General features: G+C 63.1%; 16 protein-coding genes. 3 read left to right on the forward strand and 13 right to left on the reverse strand.

Translation table 11 applies throughout. The features are described 5' to 3' along the window. Nucleotides 1-41: 41 nt before the first annotated feature. The 7 genes from NFH98_RS10295 to osmF all read right to left on the reverse strand — a co-directional run bounded on the left by NFH98_RS10295 (nt 42) and on the right by osmF (nt 8,011). Nucleotides 42-1,712 carry a dihydrolipoyllysine-residue acetyltransferase gene (locus NFH98_RS10295; protein ID WP_349622642.1) on the reverse strand — a complete coding sequence of 557 codons (1,671 nt, stop codon included), beginning with the start codon at nt 1,710-1,712 and terminating at the stop codon, nt 42-44. Between the two features lie 21 nt (nt 1,713-1,733). Then, complete coding sequence (locus tag NFH98_RS10300; RefSeq protein WP_045993737.1) at nt 1,734-2,711, reverse strand: alpha-ketoacid dehydrogenase subunit beta; 978 nt, start codon at nt 2,709-2,711, stop codon at nt 1,734-1,736. A 1-nt stretch (nt 2,712) separates the two neighbouring features. After that, nucleotides 2,713-3,921, reverse strand: a complete 1,209-nt coding sequence (locus tag NFH98_RS10305) for a thiamine pyrophosphate-dependent dehydrogenase E1 component subunit alpha (protein WP_349622643.1) — start codon at nt 3,919-3,921, stop codon at nt 2,713-2,715. A gap of 343 nt (nt 3,922-4,264) precedes the next feature. After that, complete coding sequence (locus NFH98_RS10310) at nt 4,265-4,999, reverse strand: ABC transporter permease (protein ID WP_349622644.1); 735 nt, start codon at nt 4,997-4,999, stop codon at nt 4,265-4,267. Then, nucleotides 4,992-5,936, reverse strand: a complete 945-nt coding sequence (locus NFH98_RS10315) for an ABC transporter ATP-binding protein (protein WP_045993740.1) — start codon at nt 5,934-5,936, stop codon at nt 4,992-4,994. Before NFH98_RS10315 ends, NFH98_RS10310 begins: the two co-directional genes overlap by 8 nt. Beyond that, nucleotides 5,933-7,087 carry an ABC transporter permease gene (locus tag NFH98_RS10320; RefSeq protein ID WP_342586445.1) on the reverse strand — a complete coding sequence of 385 codons (1,155 nt, stop codon included), beginning with the start codon at nt 7,085-7,087 and terminating at the stop codon, nt 5,933-5,935. The genes NFH98_RS10315 and NFH98_RS10320 overlap by 4 nt, the downstream gene beginning before the upstream one ends. 21 nt (nt 7,088-7,108) lie before the next feature. Then, on the reverse strand, nt 7,109-8,011 hold the full coding sequence (gene osmF / locus NFH98_RS10325; RefSeq protein ID WP_045993742.1) for a glycine betaine ABC transporter substrate-binding protein OsmF: 903 nt from the start codon (nt 8,009-8,011) through the stop codon (nt 7,109-7,111). An 87-nt stretch (nt 8,012-8,098) separates the two neighbouring features. Here osmF and NFH98_RS10330 point away from each other — a divergent pair, with 87 nt between their 5' ends. Further along, nucleotides 8,099-9,238, forward strand: a complete 1,140-nt coding sequence (locus NFH98_RS10330) for a DUF1853 family protein (RefSeq protein ID WP_349622645.1) — start codon at nt 8,099-8,101, stop codon at nt 9,236-9,238. Between the two features lie 2 nt (nt 9,239-9,240). Here the strand turns inward: NFH98_RS10330 and cysS are convergent, their stop codons facing one another. Both cysS and NFH98_RS10340 read right to left on the reverse strand, forming a co-directional pair. After that, nucleotides 9,241-10,626 carry a cysteine--tRNA ligase gene (gene cysS, locus NFH98_RS10335; RefSeq protein ID WP_108133375.1) on the reverse strand — a complete coding sequence of 462 codons (1,386 nt, stop codon included), beginning with the start codon at nt 10,624-10,626 and terminating at the stop codon, nt 9,241-9,243. Nucleotide 10,627: 1 nt separating this feature from the next. Continuing rightward, nucleotides 10,628-12,307: a glutamine--tRNA ligase/YqeY domain fusion protein gene (locus NFH98_RS10340; protein ID WP_045993745.1), complete on the reverse strand. Its 1,680-nt coding sequence runs from the start codon at nt 12,305-12,307 to the stop codon at nt 10,628-10,630. 172 nt (nt 12,308-12,479) lie between these two features. Between NFH98_RS10340 and NFH98_RS10345 the strand changes: the two genes are divergently transcribed. Beyond that, complete coding sequence (locus tag NFH98_RS10345; RefSeq protein WP_045993746.1) at nt 12,480-12,980, forward strand: peptidylprolyl isomerase; 501 nt, start codon at nt 12,480-12,482, stop codon at nt 12,978-12,980. A 58-nt stretch (nt 12,981-13,038) separates the two neighbouring features. Then, a complete protein-coding gene (locus NFH98_RS10350; RefSeq protein WP_311767537.1) occupies nt 13,039-13,821 on the forward strand; it encodes a UDP-2,3-diacylglucosamine diphosphatase in 783 nt (260 codons plus the stop codon). 62 nt (nt 13,822-13,883) lie between these two features. On the opposite strand, the gene NFH98_RS10355 is transcribed toward NFH98_RS10350, so the two are convergent. The 4 genes from NFH98_RS10355 to lon all read right to left on the reverse strand — a co-directional run bounded on the left by NFH98_RS10355 (nt 13,884) and on the right by lon (nt 20,138). Further along, on the reverse strand, nt 13,884-14,945 hold the full coding sequence (locus tag NFH98_RS10355) for a CobW family GTP-binding protein (RefSeq protein WP_349622646.1): 1,062 nt from the start codon (nt 14,943-14,945) through the stop codon (nt 13,884-13,886). Nucleotides 14,946-15,265: 320 nt separating this feature from the next. Next, nucleotides 15,266-17,086 carry a SurA N-terminal domain-containing protein gene (locus tag NFH98_RS10360; protein WP_349622647.1) on the reverse strand — a complete coding sequence of 607 codons (1,821 nt, stop codon included), beginning with the start codon at nt 17,084-17,086 and terminating at the stop codon, nt 15,266-15,268. Between the two features lie 193 nt (nt 17,087-17,279). Then, on the reverse strand, nt 17,280-17,552 hold the full coding sequence (hupB, locus tag NFH98_RS10365) for a nucleoid-associated protein HU-beta (protein ID WP_045993749.1): 273 nt from the start codon (nt 17,550-17,552) through the stop codon (nt 17,280-17,282). A 177-nt stretch (nt 17,553-17,729) separates the two neighbouring features. Then, on the reverse strand, nt 17,730-20,138 hold the full coding sequence (gene lon, locus NFH98_RS10370) for an endopeptidase La (RefSeq protein WP_045993750.1): 2,409 nt from the start codon (nt 20,136-20,138) through the stop codon (nt 17,730-17,732). Between the last annotated feature and the right edge of the window lie 2 nt (nt 20,139-20,140).

Below are 20,140 nucleotides of genomic sequence, written 5' to 3' on the forward strand. Positions count from 1 at the left end.
GATGCCACGGCGGCGCCTCGGGCGCACGCCGTAACAACCGTTCAGGACAGGTGAAGCAGCATGCTTTCAGGGTCCTCGAGATAGCCTTTCCAGGCATTGCAGAAACGCGCGATGGTGCCGCCATCCAGCAAGCGATGATCACCGGCCCAGGTCACCGTCATGATGCCCCGACGCACGACCTGCCCTGCCTCGTCGAAGCGTGGCAGCCACTGGGTCTTGCCGATGGCCACGATCGCCGACTCGGGGATATTGATGATGGGGGCGGCATAGGTCCCGCCGAGGGCACCGATGTTGGAGATACTGATCGTGCCTCCCTTGAGGTCGCTGGCAGCCACCCGCCCCTCGCGCGCGGCCTCGGTCAGGCGCTGCACCTCGGCGGCGATCTCAAGCAGGCTCAGGCGCTCACAGCCCTTGATATTGGGCACCATCAGGCCGGCCTTGCCGTCCACCGCCATGCCCACGTTGCAGTGGGGCGGATAGTGGATTTCGGTGGCCTCGTCATTGAGACGCGCATTGACCAGGGGATGTTCGTCGATCGCCAGCGCCAGCGCCTTGATGAAAAACGGCATCAGGGTGAGCTTGACGTCCCTGGCTTCGGCCTGGGGCTTGAGCCGGCCGCGCAGGGCCAGCAGGTCGGTGACGTCGATCTCTTCACCGTACTGGAAGTGCGGCACGCTGCTGGCCGCCGCCACCATCTGGCGCGCCATGGCCGCCCGGACCCCGCGCAGCGGTTCCACTCGCACCTCTCCCTCGTCGCGGGCTGTTCCATCGGTGCCGGCGGGAGACTCCGCCCCTGCTGAATCGGACCCGGAATCGGCCGCGGAGACGGCACCGCTGTGTCGAGCGCCATCGAGAAAGCTCAGCACGTCTTCCTTCAACACGCGGCCCTGGCGACCGCTGCCGGGAATGTCCTCGAGTCGCAGCTGGTGTTCTCGGATCAGTCTGCGTACCGCCGGGCTCGCCGGGATGCGCCCGTAGGGGCCCTTGCCCCCCTCGGACGCAGCCGTGTGCGCGGGAGAGTCACTCTTCCGGGTCGGGGTCGGGGGCGACGCCTCCTCGACCGCCGGCGCTTCACCAGCGGCGGCACCCGCCACCTGATAGGCAAACAGCGGCGCATGGACCTTGGCCATCTCGCCCTTGGCCACATACAGCTCGGCGACGACCCCATCCTCCGGCGCAGTGATCTCGACCATTGCCTTGTCGGTCATGACATCGACCAGTCGCTGGTCTTCGCTGATCTCGTCACCCTGGGCCACGTGCCATTCGACGATCTCGCACTCGACGATGCCCTCACCGATATCGGGCAGAATAAAGTCTACCCGTCGCCCCGCACCGCCCTTTTCGCTGGAGCTCGACGGCGGTTCTACTGGCTCTGCCGGCTCCTGGACAGGCGCCTCTGCGGCGCTCTCCGCCTGCACCGGTGTGTTGTCTTCGCTTTCTGCCTGGGCCTCTCCGCCCTGCCCATCGCCGCCCTGAGGCTCGCCACGATAGGCAAACAAGGGCGCATGGACTCGCGCCATTTCACCCTTCGCCACGTGCAGCCTGGTAACGACGCCGGCTTCCGGGGCGGTGATTTCCACCAGCGCCTTGTCCGTCATCACCTCGACCACAGGCTGGTCTTCGGCGATGGTATCACCCTCGGCAATCTTCCATTCCATCACCTCACACTCGACGATGCCCTCGCCGATGTCAGGCAGCTTGAACTCTGTCATGTCTTGGCTCCCGGCGCCGTCTCAGTAGTGGAGTGAGGTCTTGATGGCCTCGTAGATCTTCAGATGGTCGGGCAGATACTCCTTCTCCAGCGTCAGCGGAAAAGGTGTATCGATGCCGGTCACCCGTTGGATCGGCGACTCCAGGTAAAGAAAGCAGCGCTCCTGAATGGCAGCGGCGATCTCTCCGGCGAAGCCCCCTGTGCGGGGCGCCTCGTGGGTGATGACCAGGCGGCCTGTCTTCAGTACCGACTCGGCGACGGTATCCTCGTCCCAGGGCAGGATGCTGCGCAGATCGATCACTTCGCAGGACACCCCGTCCTTTTCAGCCATCTCCACCGCCCGATCGATCACCTCCATCTGAGCCCCCCAGCCCAGCAGCGTGATATCGGCTCCTTCCTTGGTCACCTCGGCTTCTCCCAGCGGCAGCTGGTAATCCTCTTCCGGGACCTCGCCGGTGGAGGCGCGATAGAGGCGCTTCGGCTCGAAGAACAGCACGGGATCTGGGTCACGAATGGCGGCCAGCAACAGGCCCTTGGCCTCGTAGGGATTGCGCGGCACCACGATCTTGAGACCCGGGGTGTGGGCGAAATAGGCCTCGGGCGACTGGGAGTGATAGAGGCCACCGGAGATACCACCGCCGTAGGGCGCGCGGATGGTCAACCCGCCGACGTTGAACAGATCGCCGGAGCGGTAGCGAAACTTGGCGGTCTCGTTGACGATCTGGTCGAAGGCCGGAAAGATGTAGTCGGCGAACTGGATCTCCGCCACCGGCACCGATCCCTGGGCCGCCAGCCCATTGGCGAAGCCGATGATGCCCTGCTCCACCAATGGCGTGTTGAAGCAGCGCGCCTTGCCGTACTTTTCCTGAAGGTGACTGGTCGCACGGAAGACGCCACCGAAGCCCCCGACGTCCTCACCGAAGCACAGCACCTTGTCGTCTTCGGCCATGGCGATGTCCAGCGCCTGGTTGATGGCCTGCAGCATATTGATGGTCGGCATCTCAGTCCCCTCCCTGGTCGGCATCGCGATGGCCCAACGCCGGGTCCAGCGACCTGGCCCCACGCGGATAGGCCTCCGGGTAGCGACGAACATGCTGCTTGAGAGCATCGAGCTGATGCTGCAGCGCAGGCGTCACGTCGGCATAGACGTCGGTGACCATGGTATCGATCGCCGGAGGTGGGCGCTTTTCGGCCCGTTTCATGGTTTCCAGCACCTCGCGACGCAGTTCGTCCTGCAACGCCTTTTCCTCGTCTTCGCTCCACCAGCCCTGGGCCTCGAGCCACAGCTGCATGCGCCGGATCGGGTCCTTGGCCCGCCAGGCGTCCTCTTCCTTGCGCGAACGATAGCCCGATGGGTCATCGGAAGAGCTGTGGGCCGCCAGACGGTAGGTCATGGCCTCGATCAGTACGGGCTTGTTCTCCTCCACCGCCAGACGTCGTGCCTTTTCGGTGGCCCGGTAGACCGCCAGCACGTCGTTGCCGTCGACGCGGATCACGTGCATGCGATATCCCAGCGCCCTGGGCGCCACGCCATCTGCGGCGAACTGCTCCACCGACGGCGTGGAAATGGCGTAGCCATTGTTGCGACAGAAGAAGATCACCGGCGCTTCGTGTACCGCCGCCATATTGAGCGCCGCGTGGAAATCGCCCTCGGAGGCAGCGCCCTCACCAAAATAGACGATGGTGCAGAGGCCCTCTCCCGCCAGCTTCTGGCCATAGGCATAGCCCGTGGCCTGGGGAATCTGAGTCGCCAGCGGTGATGAAATGGTCATGTAGTGCAGCTTGCGCGACCCATAGTGGATCGGCATCTGCCGGCCCTTGCCGTAGTCCAGTTCATTGCCGAACAACTGGTTCATGAACTCGTCGAAGCTGAAGCCGCGATAGGCCAAGGCGCCCTGCTCTCGGTACTGAGCCATGATCATGTCGGCGTCGTCCAGGGCGGCGGCGCTGCCGATGACCGCCGCTTCCTCGCCGGTGCACTGCATGTAGAAGCTCAGGCGTCCCTGACGCTGCGCCGCCATCATGCGCTCGTCCAGCACCCGGGTGGCCACCATGGCGTGGTAGATTCTCAGCGCCTTGTCGCGCTCGAGATCCGGCCCTTCGGCGCCGTCATGGAGGGTGCCATCCTGGGATAGCACCGCATAGGTGGGAATGCTGTATTCGTCGCCGGACAGAAAGTCCGGGCGGTGGGTCTGTGCGGTCGTCGTCATCGTGCTGTTCCTTTGCCCCTTTTGAGGGCAGTGTTGTCTTTATTCCCGCCCCTTGCCAGGGGATTGCCCGTGGCGGGACCAACGCACCGACTTGACGTTAACGTAAACTGAGACGCCTGCCTAGCCGCGACTTTGGTCGAAAATTCGTCTCGAATTGCCTCGATGGACCGCTTTGCGGCGAGCACCATGGGACGCCCGAACCGGGCCACCGTGACGGGGAGACCGGCTGGTGAGAGACGCAGGCCACCACGAAGCCCCCCTCTCTGCACGGGGGCTTCGCTGATACGGAGATCAGGAAAGGGAAAGCGGACCAGGTCTCGGTGTTCGGACCCGGACGACGCCATCAGGCCCGGCGAGCAGGAGCCAGGCGCGCGAACACGCTGTCCACCGTCAGCGCCAGCAGTGCAATCAGCACTGCGCCCTGGACGATGTAGGCGGTGTTGCCATTGACGATACCGGAGATGATCGGGTCCCCAAGGTTGCTTGAACCAACGGTAGCACCCAGGGCGGCGGTGGCGATGTTGATCGTCACCGAGGTGCGAATACCGGCCAGGATCACCGGTGCCGCCAGCGGCAATTCCACCTGGCGCAGGATCTGGGCACTGGTCATGCCCATGCCACGGGCGGCCTCCCGCACCGAGGGATCGATACCCTCGATCCCGGCGAGAGTGTTACGCACGATGGGCAGCAGACCATAGAGCAGCAATGCCACCACGATGGGCAGGGTGCCGAAACCCAGCACCGGCACCGCCAGCGCCAGTACCGCCACCGGAGGAAACGTCTGTCCCAGCGATGCCACCTGGGCGACCAGCGGCAGAAAATCGCGTCCTCCCGGACGGGTGACGGCGATGGCGCCGCCCACCCCGATCAAGGTAGCCAGCACGGCGGCAACGCTGACCACCAGCAGATGGCGTCCCAACAACACCAGAAAGTCCACCCGCGAGAAGATCACGTCACGGCTATCGGGCTCGACCCAGCGAAACAGCGCTTCCAGCTGCCCCATCAACAGACAACCCGCCAGCAGCAACAGCCCCCAGATGACAGGAACCCGCCAGCGGCTGGCCCAGTGCTCAGTCATGGCCCCGGGCTCCCACCAGCCGACGAAAGCTCAGTTCGCCGATCGGAATATCATCGTCATCGACCACTGCCAGGCGCTCGACCCGGCGCCATAGCATCACCGATAGCGCCTCCCTGAGCGAGGCGCCCTGGTCGATCCGCTCGCGCGCCACGCCACCGGTGCCCAGAGGCATCATGCGCTCGCTGACCGGCAGTAGCGCTGCCTCCTTGAGGCCGCGATCCTCGCCCCCCAGCAACGAGGCGACGAAATCGTTGGCGGGGTCTCTCAGCACGCTCAATGGATGCCCCTGCTGCATGATCTGCCCTTCGTGCATCACCACCAGCCGGTCAGCCAGGGTCAGGGCCTCGTCCATGTCGTGGGTCACGAATACGATGGTCTTGCCCAGCCGCGCCTGAAGATCACGCAGCTCCAGTTGCAGGCTCTCGCGGGTGATCGGGTCCAGGGCGCCAAACGGCTCGTCCATCAGGAGGATATCCGGGTCCGCCGCCAGGGCGCGGGCGACCCCGACCCGCTGCGCCTGCCCCCCGGACAACTGGTCGGGGTACTTGCCGGCAAATTCGTCCATCGACAGCCCCAGCAAGGCCATCAGCTCCTCGACCCGTGCGTCGATCCTGGCCTTTGGCCACTTGAGCAGTCGCGGCACCAGGCCGATGTTGCGCGCCACGGTCCAGTGGGGGAACAGACCGGTGCTCTGGATGGCGTAGCCGATCCGACGCCTCAGCGTCTCTTCCCTGAAGCTGCGAATGGGCTGCTGGTCGATATGGATCTCGCCATCGCTGTGTTCGATCAGCCGGTTGATCATCCTCAGGGTGGTGGACTTGCCGCAGCCGGAGGTCCCCACCAGGCAGCAGAACTCCCCGCTCTCCACCTTCAGCGAAATGCTGTCCACCGCAGTGGTCGACCCGAAACGCTTACTGATATTGATCAATTCGATCATGCGGCCTCTCCTCTCCCCAGTCGCCTCGACAGGTTGCCGAGTACCGCATCGGCGAGTATTGCCATCACCAGAATGGGCAAGGCCCCCAACAGCACCAGATCCATGGCGGCCTGACCCAGCCCTTGAAAGATGAAACGCCCGAGCCCACCGGCGCCGATTAGGGCCGCCACCGCGGTCAGGCCAATGGCCTGCACCGTGGTGATGCGCACCCCTTCCAGCAGTACCGGCACCGCCAGTGGCAGGCGCACCTGAAAGAAGATCTGCAACCGACTCATGCCCATGCCGCGCGCCGCCTCGATCACACCGGGGGAAACGCCCTCCAGGGCAACAAAGGTGTTTCTGACCATCGGCAACAGGCTGTAGGCCACCAGGGCCAACAGCGCCGGCGCCCAACCGATGCCGCTGATGCCGAGCGAATCGACCCAGGGGTAGCGATTGGCAAGCCACGCCAGCGGTCCGAGCAACAAGCCGAACAAGGCCAGACTGGGGATCGTCTGCAGGAAATTGAGTACCGCGAAGGCGCCCCGTTGCACTTCGGGGTAGCGCCGCATCAGCAGCGCGATGCCGGCGCCGAGGACCAGACTGACGCCGACGGTGGTAGTGACCAGCAGCAGGTGCTCGCCGATGGCCAGCCAGAAGTCATCGGCACGGCCCTGGTACTCCTGCCACAACGCCAGACGATTCAGCCCCAGCGGTAGGCAGACGGCGAGCAGCGCCAGCGGAGTCAGCATCAAGAGCCAGGACACCCCGGTCGACAGCCGCTGTCGAGTCCGCAGGTCCAAAAGCGCCAACATCAGCACAAACAGCGCACACCAGATGCCTGAACCGATCCCGAGCCGCGCCTGGGGCAGCTCAGGATCGATGAGCTGGTGCACCGCCAACACCAGCCACAGCGGCAGGCCTGCCAGCGCCAGCAGCACCAGCCCAAGCGAGCGCCAGCCGGGGTCAGCGCTACGCGCCGACAATGCCGCAAGGCCCATGGGCAGGCTGGCCAGCAGCGCCATGGCGGGCCCGGCCACCTCCCAGGCGTAGAGAGCCTCGCCGGGCACAATACGATTCGGAGCGACGCTGACCACAGGCAAGGCCCACCAGGCACCGAGCCCCACCAGCATCAGAGTCAGCAATACCGTATTGCCGCGCTCACCGTTCACTGCACTCAAGAGACCGATGGCTCAGTCCTCGAGAGTCGACAGGTAGTCGGCGGCCACCTTCGCCGGGTCCAGACCGTTCACCGCCACGTCACCGTTGAGACGCTGCAGGGTCTCCAGATCCAGCGACTGGAACACCGGCGCCAGGGCCTCTTCGATCTCGGGGTGAGCCTCGAGCACCTCCTTGCGCACGACGGGAGCCGGCTGATAGACCGGCTGAACACCCTTGGTGTCGGTCATCACGGTAAGGTCCAGCGCCTGCAGGCCACCATCGGTGCCGTAGGTCATCGCAGAATTCACGCCGCTGGTCTGCTGGGCCGCGGCGCGCATGGTCGCGGCGGTGTTGCCCCCGGAGAGTACCAGCAGGTCATCATCGTCCAGAGAAAAGCCGTAAGCCTCCTCGAACGCCGGCAAGGCAAAGGCGGACTCGACGAAATCGGTACTGGCCGCGAGCTTGTATTCGCCCCCCTGGTTGATGAAGTCAGCCATGTCTTCCAGGGTCTCGAGCCCGTTGTCACGGGCGACGTCTCCGCGCACGCTGATGGCGTAGGTATTGTTGGCCGAGGCTGGCTCGAGCCATACCAGCCCCTGCTCGGCGTCCTTGCTCTTCACCGTTTCATAGGCCTTGTCCGCGTCATGCCACACCGGGCTGTCGGTCATGTCGTGGAAGAAGGCACCATTGCCGGTGTATTCCGGATAGATATCGATCTCGCCATTGATCAAGGCCTCTCGCACGATGCTGGTTCCACCGAGCTGAAGCCGATCCTCGACCTCAAGCCCTGCCGCTTCTAGGCGCTGCAGGATCATCTGGCCCAGCACGGAGCCCTCGGTATCGATCTTGGAGGACACCACCAATGGGTCCTGTGCTTGAACCTGCCCCGCCAGGGCAGAGGCAACCATCACGGCTAACACCAGGGGACGCTTCATTTATCTCACCCGATTCCTTGTGTGTGTATGCTGAGTATAAGGAGGCAAGGCCAAGCCTGCTGAACGTTTCACCAACGTGAGTCCATCATGACCTCATGCCAAGGCGCAACCACTGCCGTCCAGCTCGGCGCAGTACCGAACCATCCCATGGTGCGTGATCTGGCATGGCTGATGACGGCTCCCGACCTGATCGACACCGGCTGGCCCGGGCGTCCGAGCCTGACCCAGCTCGGGCTGGGCGAGCCGGAGCACCGACACGCCTACCTGGCGGCCGTCGACGCCGACCCGAGCGCACTGGAGGCGATGGTGGGGCGCACCGCCACCACTCGGCTTGGACAATATCACGAGTTTCTTTGGCAATTTTTGCTCTCTACGGCACCGGCTACCCAGTTGCTGGCTCACAATGTGCCTATTCGAGAAGAAAAGCGGACCCTGGGCGAACTGGACCTGCTCTACCGCAACGCCGATGGGCGCCTTCAACACCTGGAAGTGGCGATCAAGTTCTTTCTCGGCCTCCCCTGCGGTCCGGGGGACTCGGGCGATACTTGTCGCTGGATAGGGCCCGGGGGGCTGGACAGCCTGGCGCTGAAGGTCAGCCATCTGCTGCATCATCAACTGCCCCTGCTGCAGAGCCAGCGCGCCCGAGAGCTTTTGCGTCTGGGCCTGAATGACAGCCCCGCCAACACGATCAAAGGGGCTCCCCTGGCGTCACTGCAACACGGAATCGAGGCCCACCTGGCGATGCCCGGGGTGTTGTTTCAACCCTGGCACTGTCCCATGGCGCTACCCCGCGGCGTGCCGGATTCGGCGCTACAGGGGCTCTGGTGTCACTGGCGCGACTGGTCGGCCCTGTGCCGACAGTTCGAGAACATGCGCTTCGGTACCTGCCTGGCGAAACCCCATTGGCTGGCCCCGCCACAACCGCGACACTGGAGCAGCCGTGACGACCTGACACGGGCGCTGGCGGCACATTTCGCCACCTATGCGACACCGGTACAGGTGATGCTGACCGAGGACCCCCTGCGCTTCGAGCGAGAGGCACTGGACCCGCCGCTGGATGGCTCATGGGTCCTTGGCCAGGATGCCGATGAGCCTGCCACCCCGGACATGAAAAATGCGCCGCCCGCGGCATGCGGACGGCGCATCTTCGTGGTCGGCGACGACTGGCCCCGACAGGTCCCCCTGCCGCCCCGTGCGGTGCACAAGCGACAGGCGACTACGGGCTGAGCTCAGCCCTTGTCGACCACCCAGGTGGTACCTTCGCGGGAGTCCTTGAGCACGATCCCCAGGGCGGCGAGCTCGTCGCGGATGCGGTCCGCTTCGGCGAACTGCCTGGCCTTCTTGGCCTCCGCCCGCGCCGCGATACGCGCATTGATCTCGTCTTCGGACAGCGCTACCGAACCACCCTTGAGAAAGGCGGCCGGCTCCTGGGTCAACAAGCCCAGGATACCGCCCAGACGCTTGAGCTCGAGCGCCAGGGCAGGAACGTCATCGCTGCCTTCCTTGCGCGCACGATTGAGCTCGCGTACCAGTTCGAACAGCACCGACAGGGCCTCCGGCGTGTTGAAGTCATCGTCCATGGCGGCGCTGAAGCGTGCGGCGTAGTCGCCCGGCCCTACTTCGATTTCCGCCGGCAGCGCGACACCGTCAAGCGCGGTATAGAAGCGCTCGAGTGACTTGCGTGCCTCGCCAAGCGCCTCCGGGGCGTAGTTGATGGCACTGCGATAGTGGCTTGCCACCAGCAGATACCGGACCACCTCTGGATCGTGGTGCTCCAGCACCTCGCGAATGGTGAAGAAGTTGCCCAGTGACTTCGACATCTTTTCGCTGTCGACCCGCACCGCTCCGGCGTGCATCCAGGTATTGACGTAGCGCTCGCCTGTGGCCGCCTCGCTCTGGGCGATCTCGTTCTCGTGGTGCGGGAAGGTCAGGTCCGGACCTCCACCGTGGATGTCGAAGGTGTTGCCCAGGCAGCAGGTGGACATTGCCGAACATTCGATATGCCAACCCGGACGCCCCTCGCCCCAGGGAGAGGCCCAGCTGGCCTCACCCGGCTTGGCACCCTTCCACAGCACGAAGTCCAGCGGATCTTCCTTGTGCTCGTCGACCTCGACGCGGGCGCCGGAGCGCATATCGTCGAGGTTACGATTATTGAGCTTGCCGTAGCCTTCGAACTTGCGCACGCGATAGTAGACATCGCCGTTACCCGGCGCGTAGGCAAAGCCCTTGTCGATCAGCACCTCGATCATGGCGATGATCTCGGCCACGTGACCGGTGGCCCTGGGCTCCTGGTCCGGACGCTGGACAAACAGTCGACCTTCATCCTCGTGCATGGCGTCGATCATGCGCTCGGTCAGTTCACCGATGCTCTCGCCGTTCTCTTCGGCGCGACGCAGGATCTTGTCGTCGATATCGGTGATGTTGCGCACGTAGGTGACGTCATAGCCACGATGGCGCAGATAGCGGCTGATGACATCGAAGGCGACCATGACCCGGGCATGTCCCAGGTGGCAGAAGTCATACACCGTCATGCCACAGACGTACATGCGTACCTTGCCCGGCTCGATGGGCGTGAACTCTTCCTTGGTGCGGCTCAGCGTGTTGTAGATCTGCATGTCAGCCCTTCTTCTGCATCTTGGCCCAGGTGTCCTTGAGACCGACCGTGCGATTGAACACCAGGTGATCGGGGCGGCTGGCGTAACGGTCGGCACAGAAGTAGCCGACGCGCTCGAACTGATAGCGATCCTCGTTGCCGGCATCAGCCAGGCTCGGCTCGCCGACACCCTGGACGGTCACCAGCGACTCGGGGTTCAGGTGCTCGAGGAAATCGGCGTCCTTGTCCTTGTCCGGCTGCTCGACCAGGAACAGATTGTCGTAGAGCCGCACCTCGATCGGCACCCCGTGGCTGGCACTGACCCAGTGGATGACCCCTTTCACCTTGCGCCCTTCCGGGTTCTTGCCCAGGGTGTCGAAGTCCACACTGCAACGCAGCTCCTGGATCTCGCCAGCCTCGTCCTTGACCACCTCGTCGCAACGGATCACGTAGCTGTTGCGCAGGCGAACCTCCTTGCCCGGGGCCAGACGGAAGAACTTCTTCGGCGGCTCTTCCATGAAATCGTCGCGGTCGATCCACAGCTCTCGGGTAAAGGGGATACGGCGTACCGGCATGTCGTCACGGGCCGGGTGTCCCGCCACCTCGTAGACCTCTTCGTGGTCGGCGTCGACATTGGTCAACACCACCTTGAGTGGCTTCAGCACGCACATGGCACGAGGCGCATTGTCCTCGAGGTCGGAGCGGATGGCATGGGTCAACATGGCAATGTCCACCAGACCGCCGTCGGCCCGGGTCACACCGATCATCTCGCAGAACTTGCGAATCGACGCCGGTGTATAACCGCGCCGACGCATCCCGGAGATGGTAGGCATGCGCGGATCATCCCAGCCATCGACGATGCCGTTGTCGACCAGCAGCTTGAGCTTGCGCTTGGAGGTCAGGGTATAGTTCAGATTCAGGCGCGCAAACTCGATCTGCCGGGGCTTGGCCGGCACCGGCAGCTGCTCCAGAAACCATTCGTAGAGCGGCCTGTGGTCCTCGAACTCCAGGGTGCAGACCGAGTGGGTAATCCCTTCGATGGCGTCAGACTGCCCGTGGGTGAAGTCGTAGGACGGATAGATCTTCCACTTGTCGCCGGTCTGGTGGTGGCTGGCATGCCGAATGCGATACAGGATCGGGTCGCGCAGGTTGATGTTGGGCGAGGCCATGTCGATCTTCGCGCGCAGCACCTTTTCGCCTTCGGCAAATTCCCCCTGGCGCATGCGCTCGAGCAGATCGAGGTTCTCCTCTGCGCTGCGGTCGCGGTAGGGACTGGGGCGACCGGCTTCGGTCAGGGTACCGCGGTATTCGCGAATCTCGTCCGGAGACAGATCATCGACATAGGCCTTGCCTTCCTTCACCAGATGCTGCGCCCAGGCGTAGAGCTGGTCGAAGTAGTCGGAGGCGAAACGAATGTCGCCCGCCCACTGGAAGCCCAGCCAGTGCACGTCTTCCTTGATGGCGTCGATGTAGGCCTGCTCTTCCTTGGCGGGATTGGTGTCATCGAAGCGAAGATGGCAGTCACCACCGAACTGCTCCGCGAGTCCGAAGTTGAGACAGATCGACTTGGCGTGCCCGATGTGCAAGAAGCCATTCGGCTCGGGGGGGAATCGCGTCACGATCTTCTGTGACCGTCCGGCCTCGATTTCCTCGCGAATCTGATTGCGAATGAAATTCGGCGCGTTGCTGGTCTCGGTGGTCATGTTGATGAATCAACCTCTGGTGAAGTAAGGGCTTTGAAGGGCACAGATCCGCCCCCGGCTTCGCGCTGCGAAGCAAAACGGCTATTATAGCGTCACGCCAGGGCCCGGCGCCAAGCCGGGCCGAGAACGAGAAAGGCGCCAAGAGGCGCTGTAAACGCTACAGGACCACTCCATGATCATTCTGCAGACCAATTTTGGCGACATCTCGATCGAACTCAACCATGAAGAGGCGCCAAAGACCGCGGCCAACTTCGAGCAGTACGTCCGCGATGGCTTCTACGATGGCACCCTTTTCCATCGCGTGATCGACGGCTTCATGGTCCAGGGCGGCGGCTTCGACAGCAACTTCGAGCAGAAGCCCACGCGTGACCCCATCGAGAACGAAGCGGACAACGGCCTCAAGAACGCTACCGGCACCCTGGCCATGGCGCGGACCCAGGACCCTCACTCCGCCACCGCCCAGTTCTTCATCAATGTGGCCGACAACGACTTCCTCAATCATACCGGCAAGAACATGCAGGGCTGGGGCTACTGTGTCTTCGGTCGTGTGGTCGACGGCATGGACGTGGTCAACCGGATCAAGGACGTGGCCACCACCCGACGCGGCATGCACGCCGACGTGCCTGCCGAGGACGTGATCATCCAGCGCGCCTACGTCAAGGACGACGCCTGATCCTCCTGCCTTTCCACCGAGCACGCCCGCACTGCGGGCGTGCTGCGTTCAGGAGACCATGAACACCATGACCACTCTGTTGATCGCTGACCTGCACCTGCATCCCGAGGCGCCGCAGATCACCCAGGGATTCTTCGACTACCTCGAGCGCAACACCGCCGAAGGCACCGATCTTTACCTGATCGGTGACATCTTCGACGCCTGGATCGGCGATGACCTGATGGACCTCGGCGCCGCGGATCCGTCTGGCCACGCGGCACTGGCCTGCCAGGTGGCCGAACGCCTCAAGGCCGCCAGCGACGCCGGCATGCGACTTTTCCTGATGCACGGCAACCGCGACTTCCTGCTGGGCGAAAGCTTCGCCCAGCGGGCTGGTGCCACCCTGCTCGACGAACCACAACGACTTGACCTTGGCGGTGAGCCTACCCTGGTGATGCACGGAGACAGCCTCTGCACCAGCGACGAAGCCTACATGGCGTTTCGCGCCAAGGCCCGTGACCCGCAGTGGCAGGCAGGAGTCCTCGCCATGCCGATCCCGGAGCGTCTGGCCTTGGCAAGCCAGTTGCGTCAGCAGTCCGGCGAGGCCAACAGCACCAAGGCCGCTGACATCATGGACGTCACCCCCGAGGAAGTCGTCGACGTGATGCAGGCCCACGAGGTTCGCAGGCTGATTCACGGTCATACCCATCGTCCCGCCGTGCATGACTTGAGCCTTGCCGGTCCTCAGGGCGATCCCGTGTCGGCGCAACGTATCGTGGTCGGCGACTGGACCCGCGATCAGGGCTGGGAGGTGCGCATCGAAGACGGCGAGGCCCCATCACTCAACCGCTTTTCCTTCTGACGCAGCCTTTATCGACGCCCTGCCCGCCCTGGGCCTTCGGGCATCGATGACACGCCGGACGCTCAGGCGTCCGGCCCCGCCTCACCCGACGGCCGACGTCGACACTGCTCGAGCGCCCGCTCCAGGCCATCGATATCGAGTTCCATATCCTCTGGCCAGATCATCTCGAGCCGCGAATCCTTGCGCCAGGACGCCTGAGCCTCTTTGCCGGGAACGGACGGAAGCGGGAAGGTGCGCCAGCCCCGGCCGGTTCGCATGACCCCTTTCACCCGCACGCCAGATGGCAGTTGCTTCCACCACTGGTCCAGCGCTGCGAGATCGAAGCACTCCTCGCGGTGCCAATGCCAGCTTGCGGAGCGATAACCCAGACCGTGTCCGTTCTGTCTTGCTGCACCACCGGCGATGGGCGCCGGGGCCTCAGGCGTGCCTGGCGATGAATCGATCGCCTCGGCATGCAGCGAAGGCCGACGCAGCAGCAGACTCTGAGCATCGCTACGGGAGTTCTGACGGCCTCGCGCCGGGGAGTCGAGCAGATGGCTGATCGGCAACCCTTTCGCGCCGCTTTCCACCATCCAGGATGGTGCCAAGCCACTCTCCTGGCGCCATCGCTCGATCCCTTGGCGATGCTCGTCCTCGAGCAGGTCCTGCATGGACAGCACCCATCCATCGGCCACTGCCAACTGGTCGACAAAGGTGGAATGGCTCAAGACCCTGGGATCATCGAGACGGCGTGCATCGAGCACAGTAATGACCTGGCGGAGATCCAGCACCTGGGCAAGATCGCCGCCCCCCAGCACCTCCAGCAGGCCGGCCGGGTGGCCGAGCCCGGAGGGCTCGATCAGCAATCGATCTGGCCGTTCGCGGCGCAGCAACTGCACCAGCACCGAGCGGAAGACCGTCGCCACCTGACAACAGAGACACCCTCCTGGCACCCCCTGCACGGTGACGTCGTCGCGCTCCCCGACTATCGCTTGGTCGATGCCCACCTGACCAAACTCATTGATCAGGATTGCCCACCGCTCACCAACGGGTTTGCGATCGATCCAATGGCGGATCAACTGGCTCTTGCCGCTGCCGAGAAATCCGGTGATGACATGGGTGGGGATGCTGGCTAGTGGTTGCATGACGGTTCTTGGCTCCGGCTAGAAGATTGGCAGCAGATGACGACCAATAAGATAACGGTATAAATATAAACAGCCTATGCAGAGGCCTTGTGCGACGCTATACCCTGAACGCCGTATGCGCTTCACTAGAACGCGAGATAACGGTATAAAAAGAACCATCGAGCAGGCACGCAATACCCGAAACATCGCTCCAACAATCGTTCCAACAGGACTTCACAGGCCGGCGCCAACGAAAAGGAGCGCCAGATGGCGCTCCTTTTCGACAGCAGGGGGACCGCGACACGCGTGCGGCCCCTCTCCGCGCTGGCTAGACGAGTTGGCTAGTAACGCTCGATCTCGCCGGTATCGCGTAGATGGGTCAACAGGCCATCCAGCACCGCCTGGGCACGCAGCCGCTCGGCCATGCTGGCGACAAACTGCTCCATCTGCTGGTTACCCTCACCCTGGCCAATGCTCTCCAGGGCAATAAGACTGACATCGGCGCCATCGACCGCCCGGCCGTAAACCACCTGGCCCTCTTCAGGATGCGGCAGCTTGAACGCGGTGGTCAGCACTGCATCGGGTACGCTGGGCGCGTCCTGACGGCTGATGTTGTCAGCACGCTGCCAATCGATGTCCAGCGACTGGCCCCCCTGCAGCTGCGACACTCGCTCTTCGGCAAGCTCGATCAAGGCGTCGCGGGTCTTGGCCTGACGCACCGCCGCTTCGACCTGGTCCTTAACCTGCTCCTGCGGGAGCGTCGCCGCGTCGCGGTGATCGAGCACCCGCAGCACCAGACGCCGTGAGCCATCCAGCTCGATGACCTCGCTGTTGAAGCCCTCTCCAAGCACCTCATCGCTGAAGGCCTGGTCCATCACGCCAGGTTCGGCCAGTACGCCTTCAGCGCCTTCACGACCGACCCAATCACTGGTCTGACGCTCGAGTCCAAGGTCGTCTGCCACACTCTGAAGATCGTCGGCAGCGAAGCTCTCGTCGATCAACTGCTGGGCCTTGTCATTGAAGGCGTCGCGCACCTGTGCCTGAGCAAGCTGATCACGCAGACGGTCACGCTCGGAGGCAAAGTCCGCACGATCGATCTCGGTCACCTTGATCAGGTGCAGTCCGTTATCGGTCTCGACCGCCTCGGAGACCTGGCCCTCGTCGAGGGCAAAGGCGGCCTCTTCAAAGGCCTCGCCGAAGATACCCCGGGTGATCACCCCAAGATCGCCACCGTCGTCGCTGGTGGATGTGTCATCGGAGAACTCGGCCGCCAGATCGTCGAACGCGTCGCCATCGGCCAGTCGCGCCTTGATGGCTTCGATACGGGCCTCGGCCTCGTCTCTGCTGCGCTCGTCGCCAAAGGTCACCATGATGTGTGATATCTGACGATCAGCGTTCTCTGCCTGGGCTTCCCAGGCTTCGCGCAGGTCCTCCTCGCTCACCTCGATATCGGCGGCCATGGCCTCCTGATCGAGCACGATGTAACCGAGCTTGACCTGCTCCGGCCGCAGGAATTCCTGCTGATGCTCGTTGTAGTAGGCTGTCATTTCCGCCTGAGACACCTCGACAGGCGCCTCGAGGTCCGCCTCGGTCAGTCGGTGGTAGCGGAAACTACGCGTCTGGCGCTGCAACTCGGCAAGCCGCTCGCGCTCGCCTGGCAAGGTGAAGTCGCTGGCGATCAGGCCCTGCTGGATGTGCCCGCGCATGACGTCACGACTGAGCTGCTCGCGGAAGGACAATGGCGTATAGCCGACACTTGATAGACGGCTGCGGAAGAGCTCCTGGTCGAACTGGCCATCGGCATTCTGAAACTCCGGGCGACTGACGATCAACTGGTCGAGTTGATTGTCCGAAACCGCTAGTCCGCCATTCTTGGCGTAATCGATCATCAAGCGGTCACTGATCAAGCCTTCAAGCACTTCGCCGCGAAGCGCGCGCTCCTGGTCGGCAGGCACCTGGTTGGAGCGCATGGCGCGCTGGACATTCAGTTCGACCTGCTGGCGATTGATGGGCTCACCATTGACCGTGGCGACCTCATCGCCGGATTGTCCGAATAGACCAATCAACGACTCCACGCCAAACAGTGCCATGGTGACGATCACGGCACCAATGATGATCTTTGCGATCCAGCTCTGGGATCGGTCGCGAATACTCTGCAGCATGCATGCCTCTGCGAAAGGATGGGGATTCGTCGCGCACCAGTATACGCACCCGAGGGCCTGGCGCGACCTCCCCCAAACTCATGAAAAAGGCGCACCGCGATAGCGATGCGCCCTTGGCGAGTCCGGCGTAGGCGGTGGCCGCCAGACTCGTGTCAACGTGACGATGCTCGACGTGCCGCCGAGACCACGCGTCTTAGTTGACGGAATCCTTCAGAGCCTTGCCGGCCTTGAAGCTCGGCACCTTGGCGGCACTGATTTCGATCGGCTGACCGGTCTGCGGGTTGCGGCCGGTACGTGCAGCGCGCTCCTTGACGGAGAAGGTACCAAAGCCAACCAGTGAAACGCTGTCGCCCTGCTTCAGGCTCTCGGTCACGGATTCCACCATAGCATCCAGCGCGCGAGAAGCGGCGGCCTTCGGAATATCGGCAGACGCGGCAATGGCATCAATCAGCTCGGACTTGTTCACACTTCACCCCTTGACTATTACAGAAAAAAATTCGAAACGGCGATACTTCTTGCCGACAGGCTCGATCGCAGCATGGCGATAATTTATAGCAATGCTGCAAAAGACCTGTCAAGCAACCTTCCTTGCCAATCCGCATGAACTCGGCATTCTACACCCAAGATCATGGAAAAAACGTCACTAGTGTGTGCTGACCATTGAGTGTGTCGCAGACGACTCTGTCGACAGTGAATCGTCGGTTTTTTGATCCACCTTTTGTGACAGAGCGAGCTCGAGCACTTCATCAATCCAGCGAACCGGATGGATCGTCAGAGCATCCTTGATATTTTCAGGGACCTCCTTGAGATCGCGACGGTTCTCCTCGGGTATTAGCACCGTCTTTATACCACCGCGCCTGGCCGCCAGCAATTTCTCCTTGAGCCCACCGATCGGCATGACTTCGCCTCTCAGGTTGACTTCACCGGTCATCGCGACGTCGCAACGCACAGGACGGTTGCAGAATGCCGAGACCATGGCGGTCACCATGGCGATACCCGCGCTGGGGCCGTCCTTGGGGGTGGCTCCCTCCGGCACGTGGATATGCAGGTCTTCCTTCTCGAACCGCTCGGGATCGATCCCCAGGGCCTCGGCGCGGGCCCGCACCACCGTCTGGGCGGCACTCACCGACTCCTTCATGACGTCACCCAGTGAACCGGTCTTGTTGAGACGCCCCTTGCCAGGCGTCACCACCGACTCGATATTGAGCAACTCACCTCCCACCGAGGTCCAGGCGAGTCCGGTCACACGACCGACCTGGTCCTGCTGGTCGGCCAGACCGTAGCTGTAACGCCGCACGCCAGCGTAGGCTTCGATATCCTCGGCCGCCAGCGTCTGCGAGCCCAGGGCACCTTCCTTGCCTTCCTTCTCGAGCCGCTCACGCAACACCTTGCGACTGACCTTGGCGATCTGCCGCTCGAGCTCGCGAACGCCGGCTTCGCGGGTGTAGTAGCGAATCAGCTCCAGCAGCGCATCCTCACCAAAGCTCAGCTCATCTTCCTTGAAGCCATTGGCGGCCAGCTGCTTGGGCACCAGATAGCGCGTGGCGATGGCCAGCTTCTCATCCTCGGTGTACCCCGGGAGGCGTATCACCTCCATGCGGTCCAGCAGCGGCCCCGGAATATTCATCGAGTTGGCGGTACAGATGAACAGAGTTTCCGACAGATCGTAGTCCAGCTCCAGGTAGTGGTCACTGAAGGTGTTGTTCTGTTCGGGGTCCAGCACCTCAAGCAGCGCAGACGCAGGATCTCCACGATGATCCATGCCAACCTTGTCGACCTCGTCAAGCAGGAACAACGGGTTCTTCACCCCCGCCTTGGCCATGCGCTGGATCGGCTTTCCGGGCAGAGAGCCGATATAGGTACGACGATGCCCACGAATTTCCGATTCATCACGCACGCCGCCGAGGGCCAGACGCACGTACTTGCGATTGGTCGCCCGGGCGATGGACTTGCCCAGCGAGGTCTTGCCGACGCCGGGAGGCCCCACCAGACACAGCACCGGCCCCTTGAGCTTCTTGACCCGCTTGTGCACGGCCAGGTACTCGAGGATGCGTTCCTTGACCTCATCCAGTCCATAGTGGTCCTCGTCGAGCACCTTCTGGGCATTGATCAGATCGTGCTTGACCCGGGTACGTTTCTTCCACGGTACCGACACCAGCCAGTCGAGGTAAGAGCGCACCACCGTCGCCTCCGCCGAGGAAGGTGACATCATGCGCAACTTGCCGAGCTCCTGGTTGGCCTTGTCGGCGGCCTCCTTGGGCATCCCGGAGTCCTTGATGGCCTGCTCGTACTTGTCGGCCTCGTTTGGCGCGTTCTCGAGCTCGCCCATCTCCTTCTGGATGGCCTTCATCTGCTCGTTGAGGTAGTACTCGCGCTGGGACTTCTCCATCTGGTCCTTGACCCTGGAGCGAATGCGCTTCTCTACCTGCAGCAGGTCGATCTCGGCTTCGATCAGCGCCATCAGGTGCTCGATACGATCGCGGACGCGATCCATCTCGAGCAATTCCTGCTTGTCGCCGATCTTCAGCGACAGATGGGCGCAGATCGTATCCACCAGGCGGCTGGGATCCTCGATCCCGGACAGCGAATTCAGTACCTCGTTGGGCACCTTCTTCGACATCTTGACGTACTGCTCGAACTGGTTGAGCAGCACCCGCACCAACGACTCCTGCTCACGCTCGCTCAGGGGCTCGCTGGAACGCAGTATCACCTGGGCCGTGGAGTAACCCTCTTCGGCTACCGAGATCTCACCGATATCGGCGCGAGACTCGCCCTCGATCAGCACCTTGACGGTACCGTCCGGGAGTTTCAGCAGCTGCATGATCTCGGCTACCGTGCCGATGGCGAACAGATCTTCGTCATCGGGATCATCCTTGCTCGCCTCACGCTGGGCGACCAGCAAGACCCGCTTGTCATCCGCCATGGCGGCTTCCAGCGCTTGAATCGACTTCTCTCTGCCGACAAACAAGGGGATGACCATCTGCGGGTATACCACCACGTCACGCAGTGGCAAAAGGGGCAGACTCATAGTCTGTTCGGCGTTCTGCTGCATCG

Origin of the sequence: Halomonas sp. H33-56 (genome assembly GCF_040147035.1) — a bacterium.
GTDB lineage: Bacteria > Pseudomonadota > Gammaproteobacteria > Pseudomonadales > Halomonadaceae > Halomonas > Halomonas litopenaei.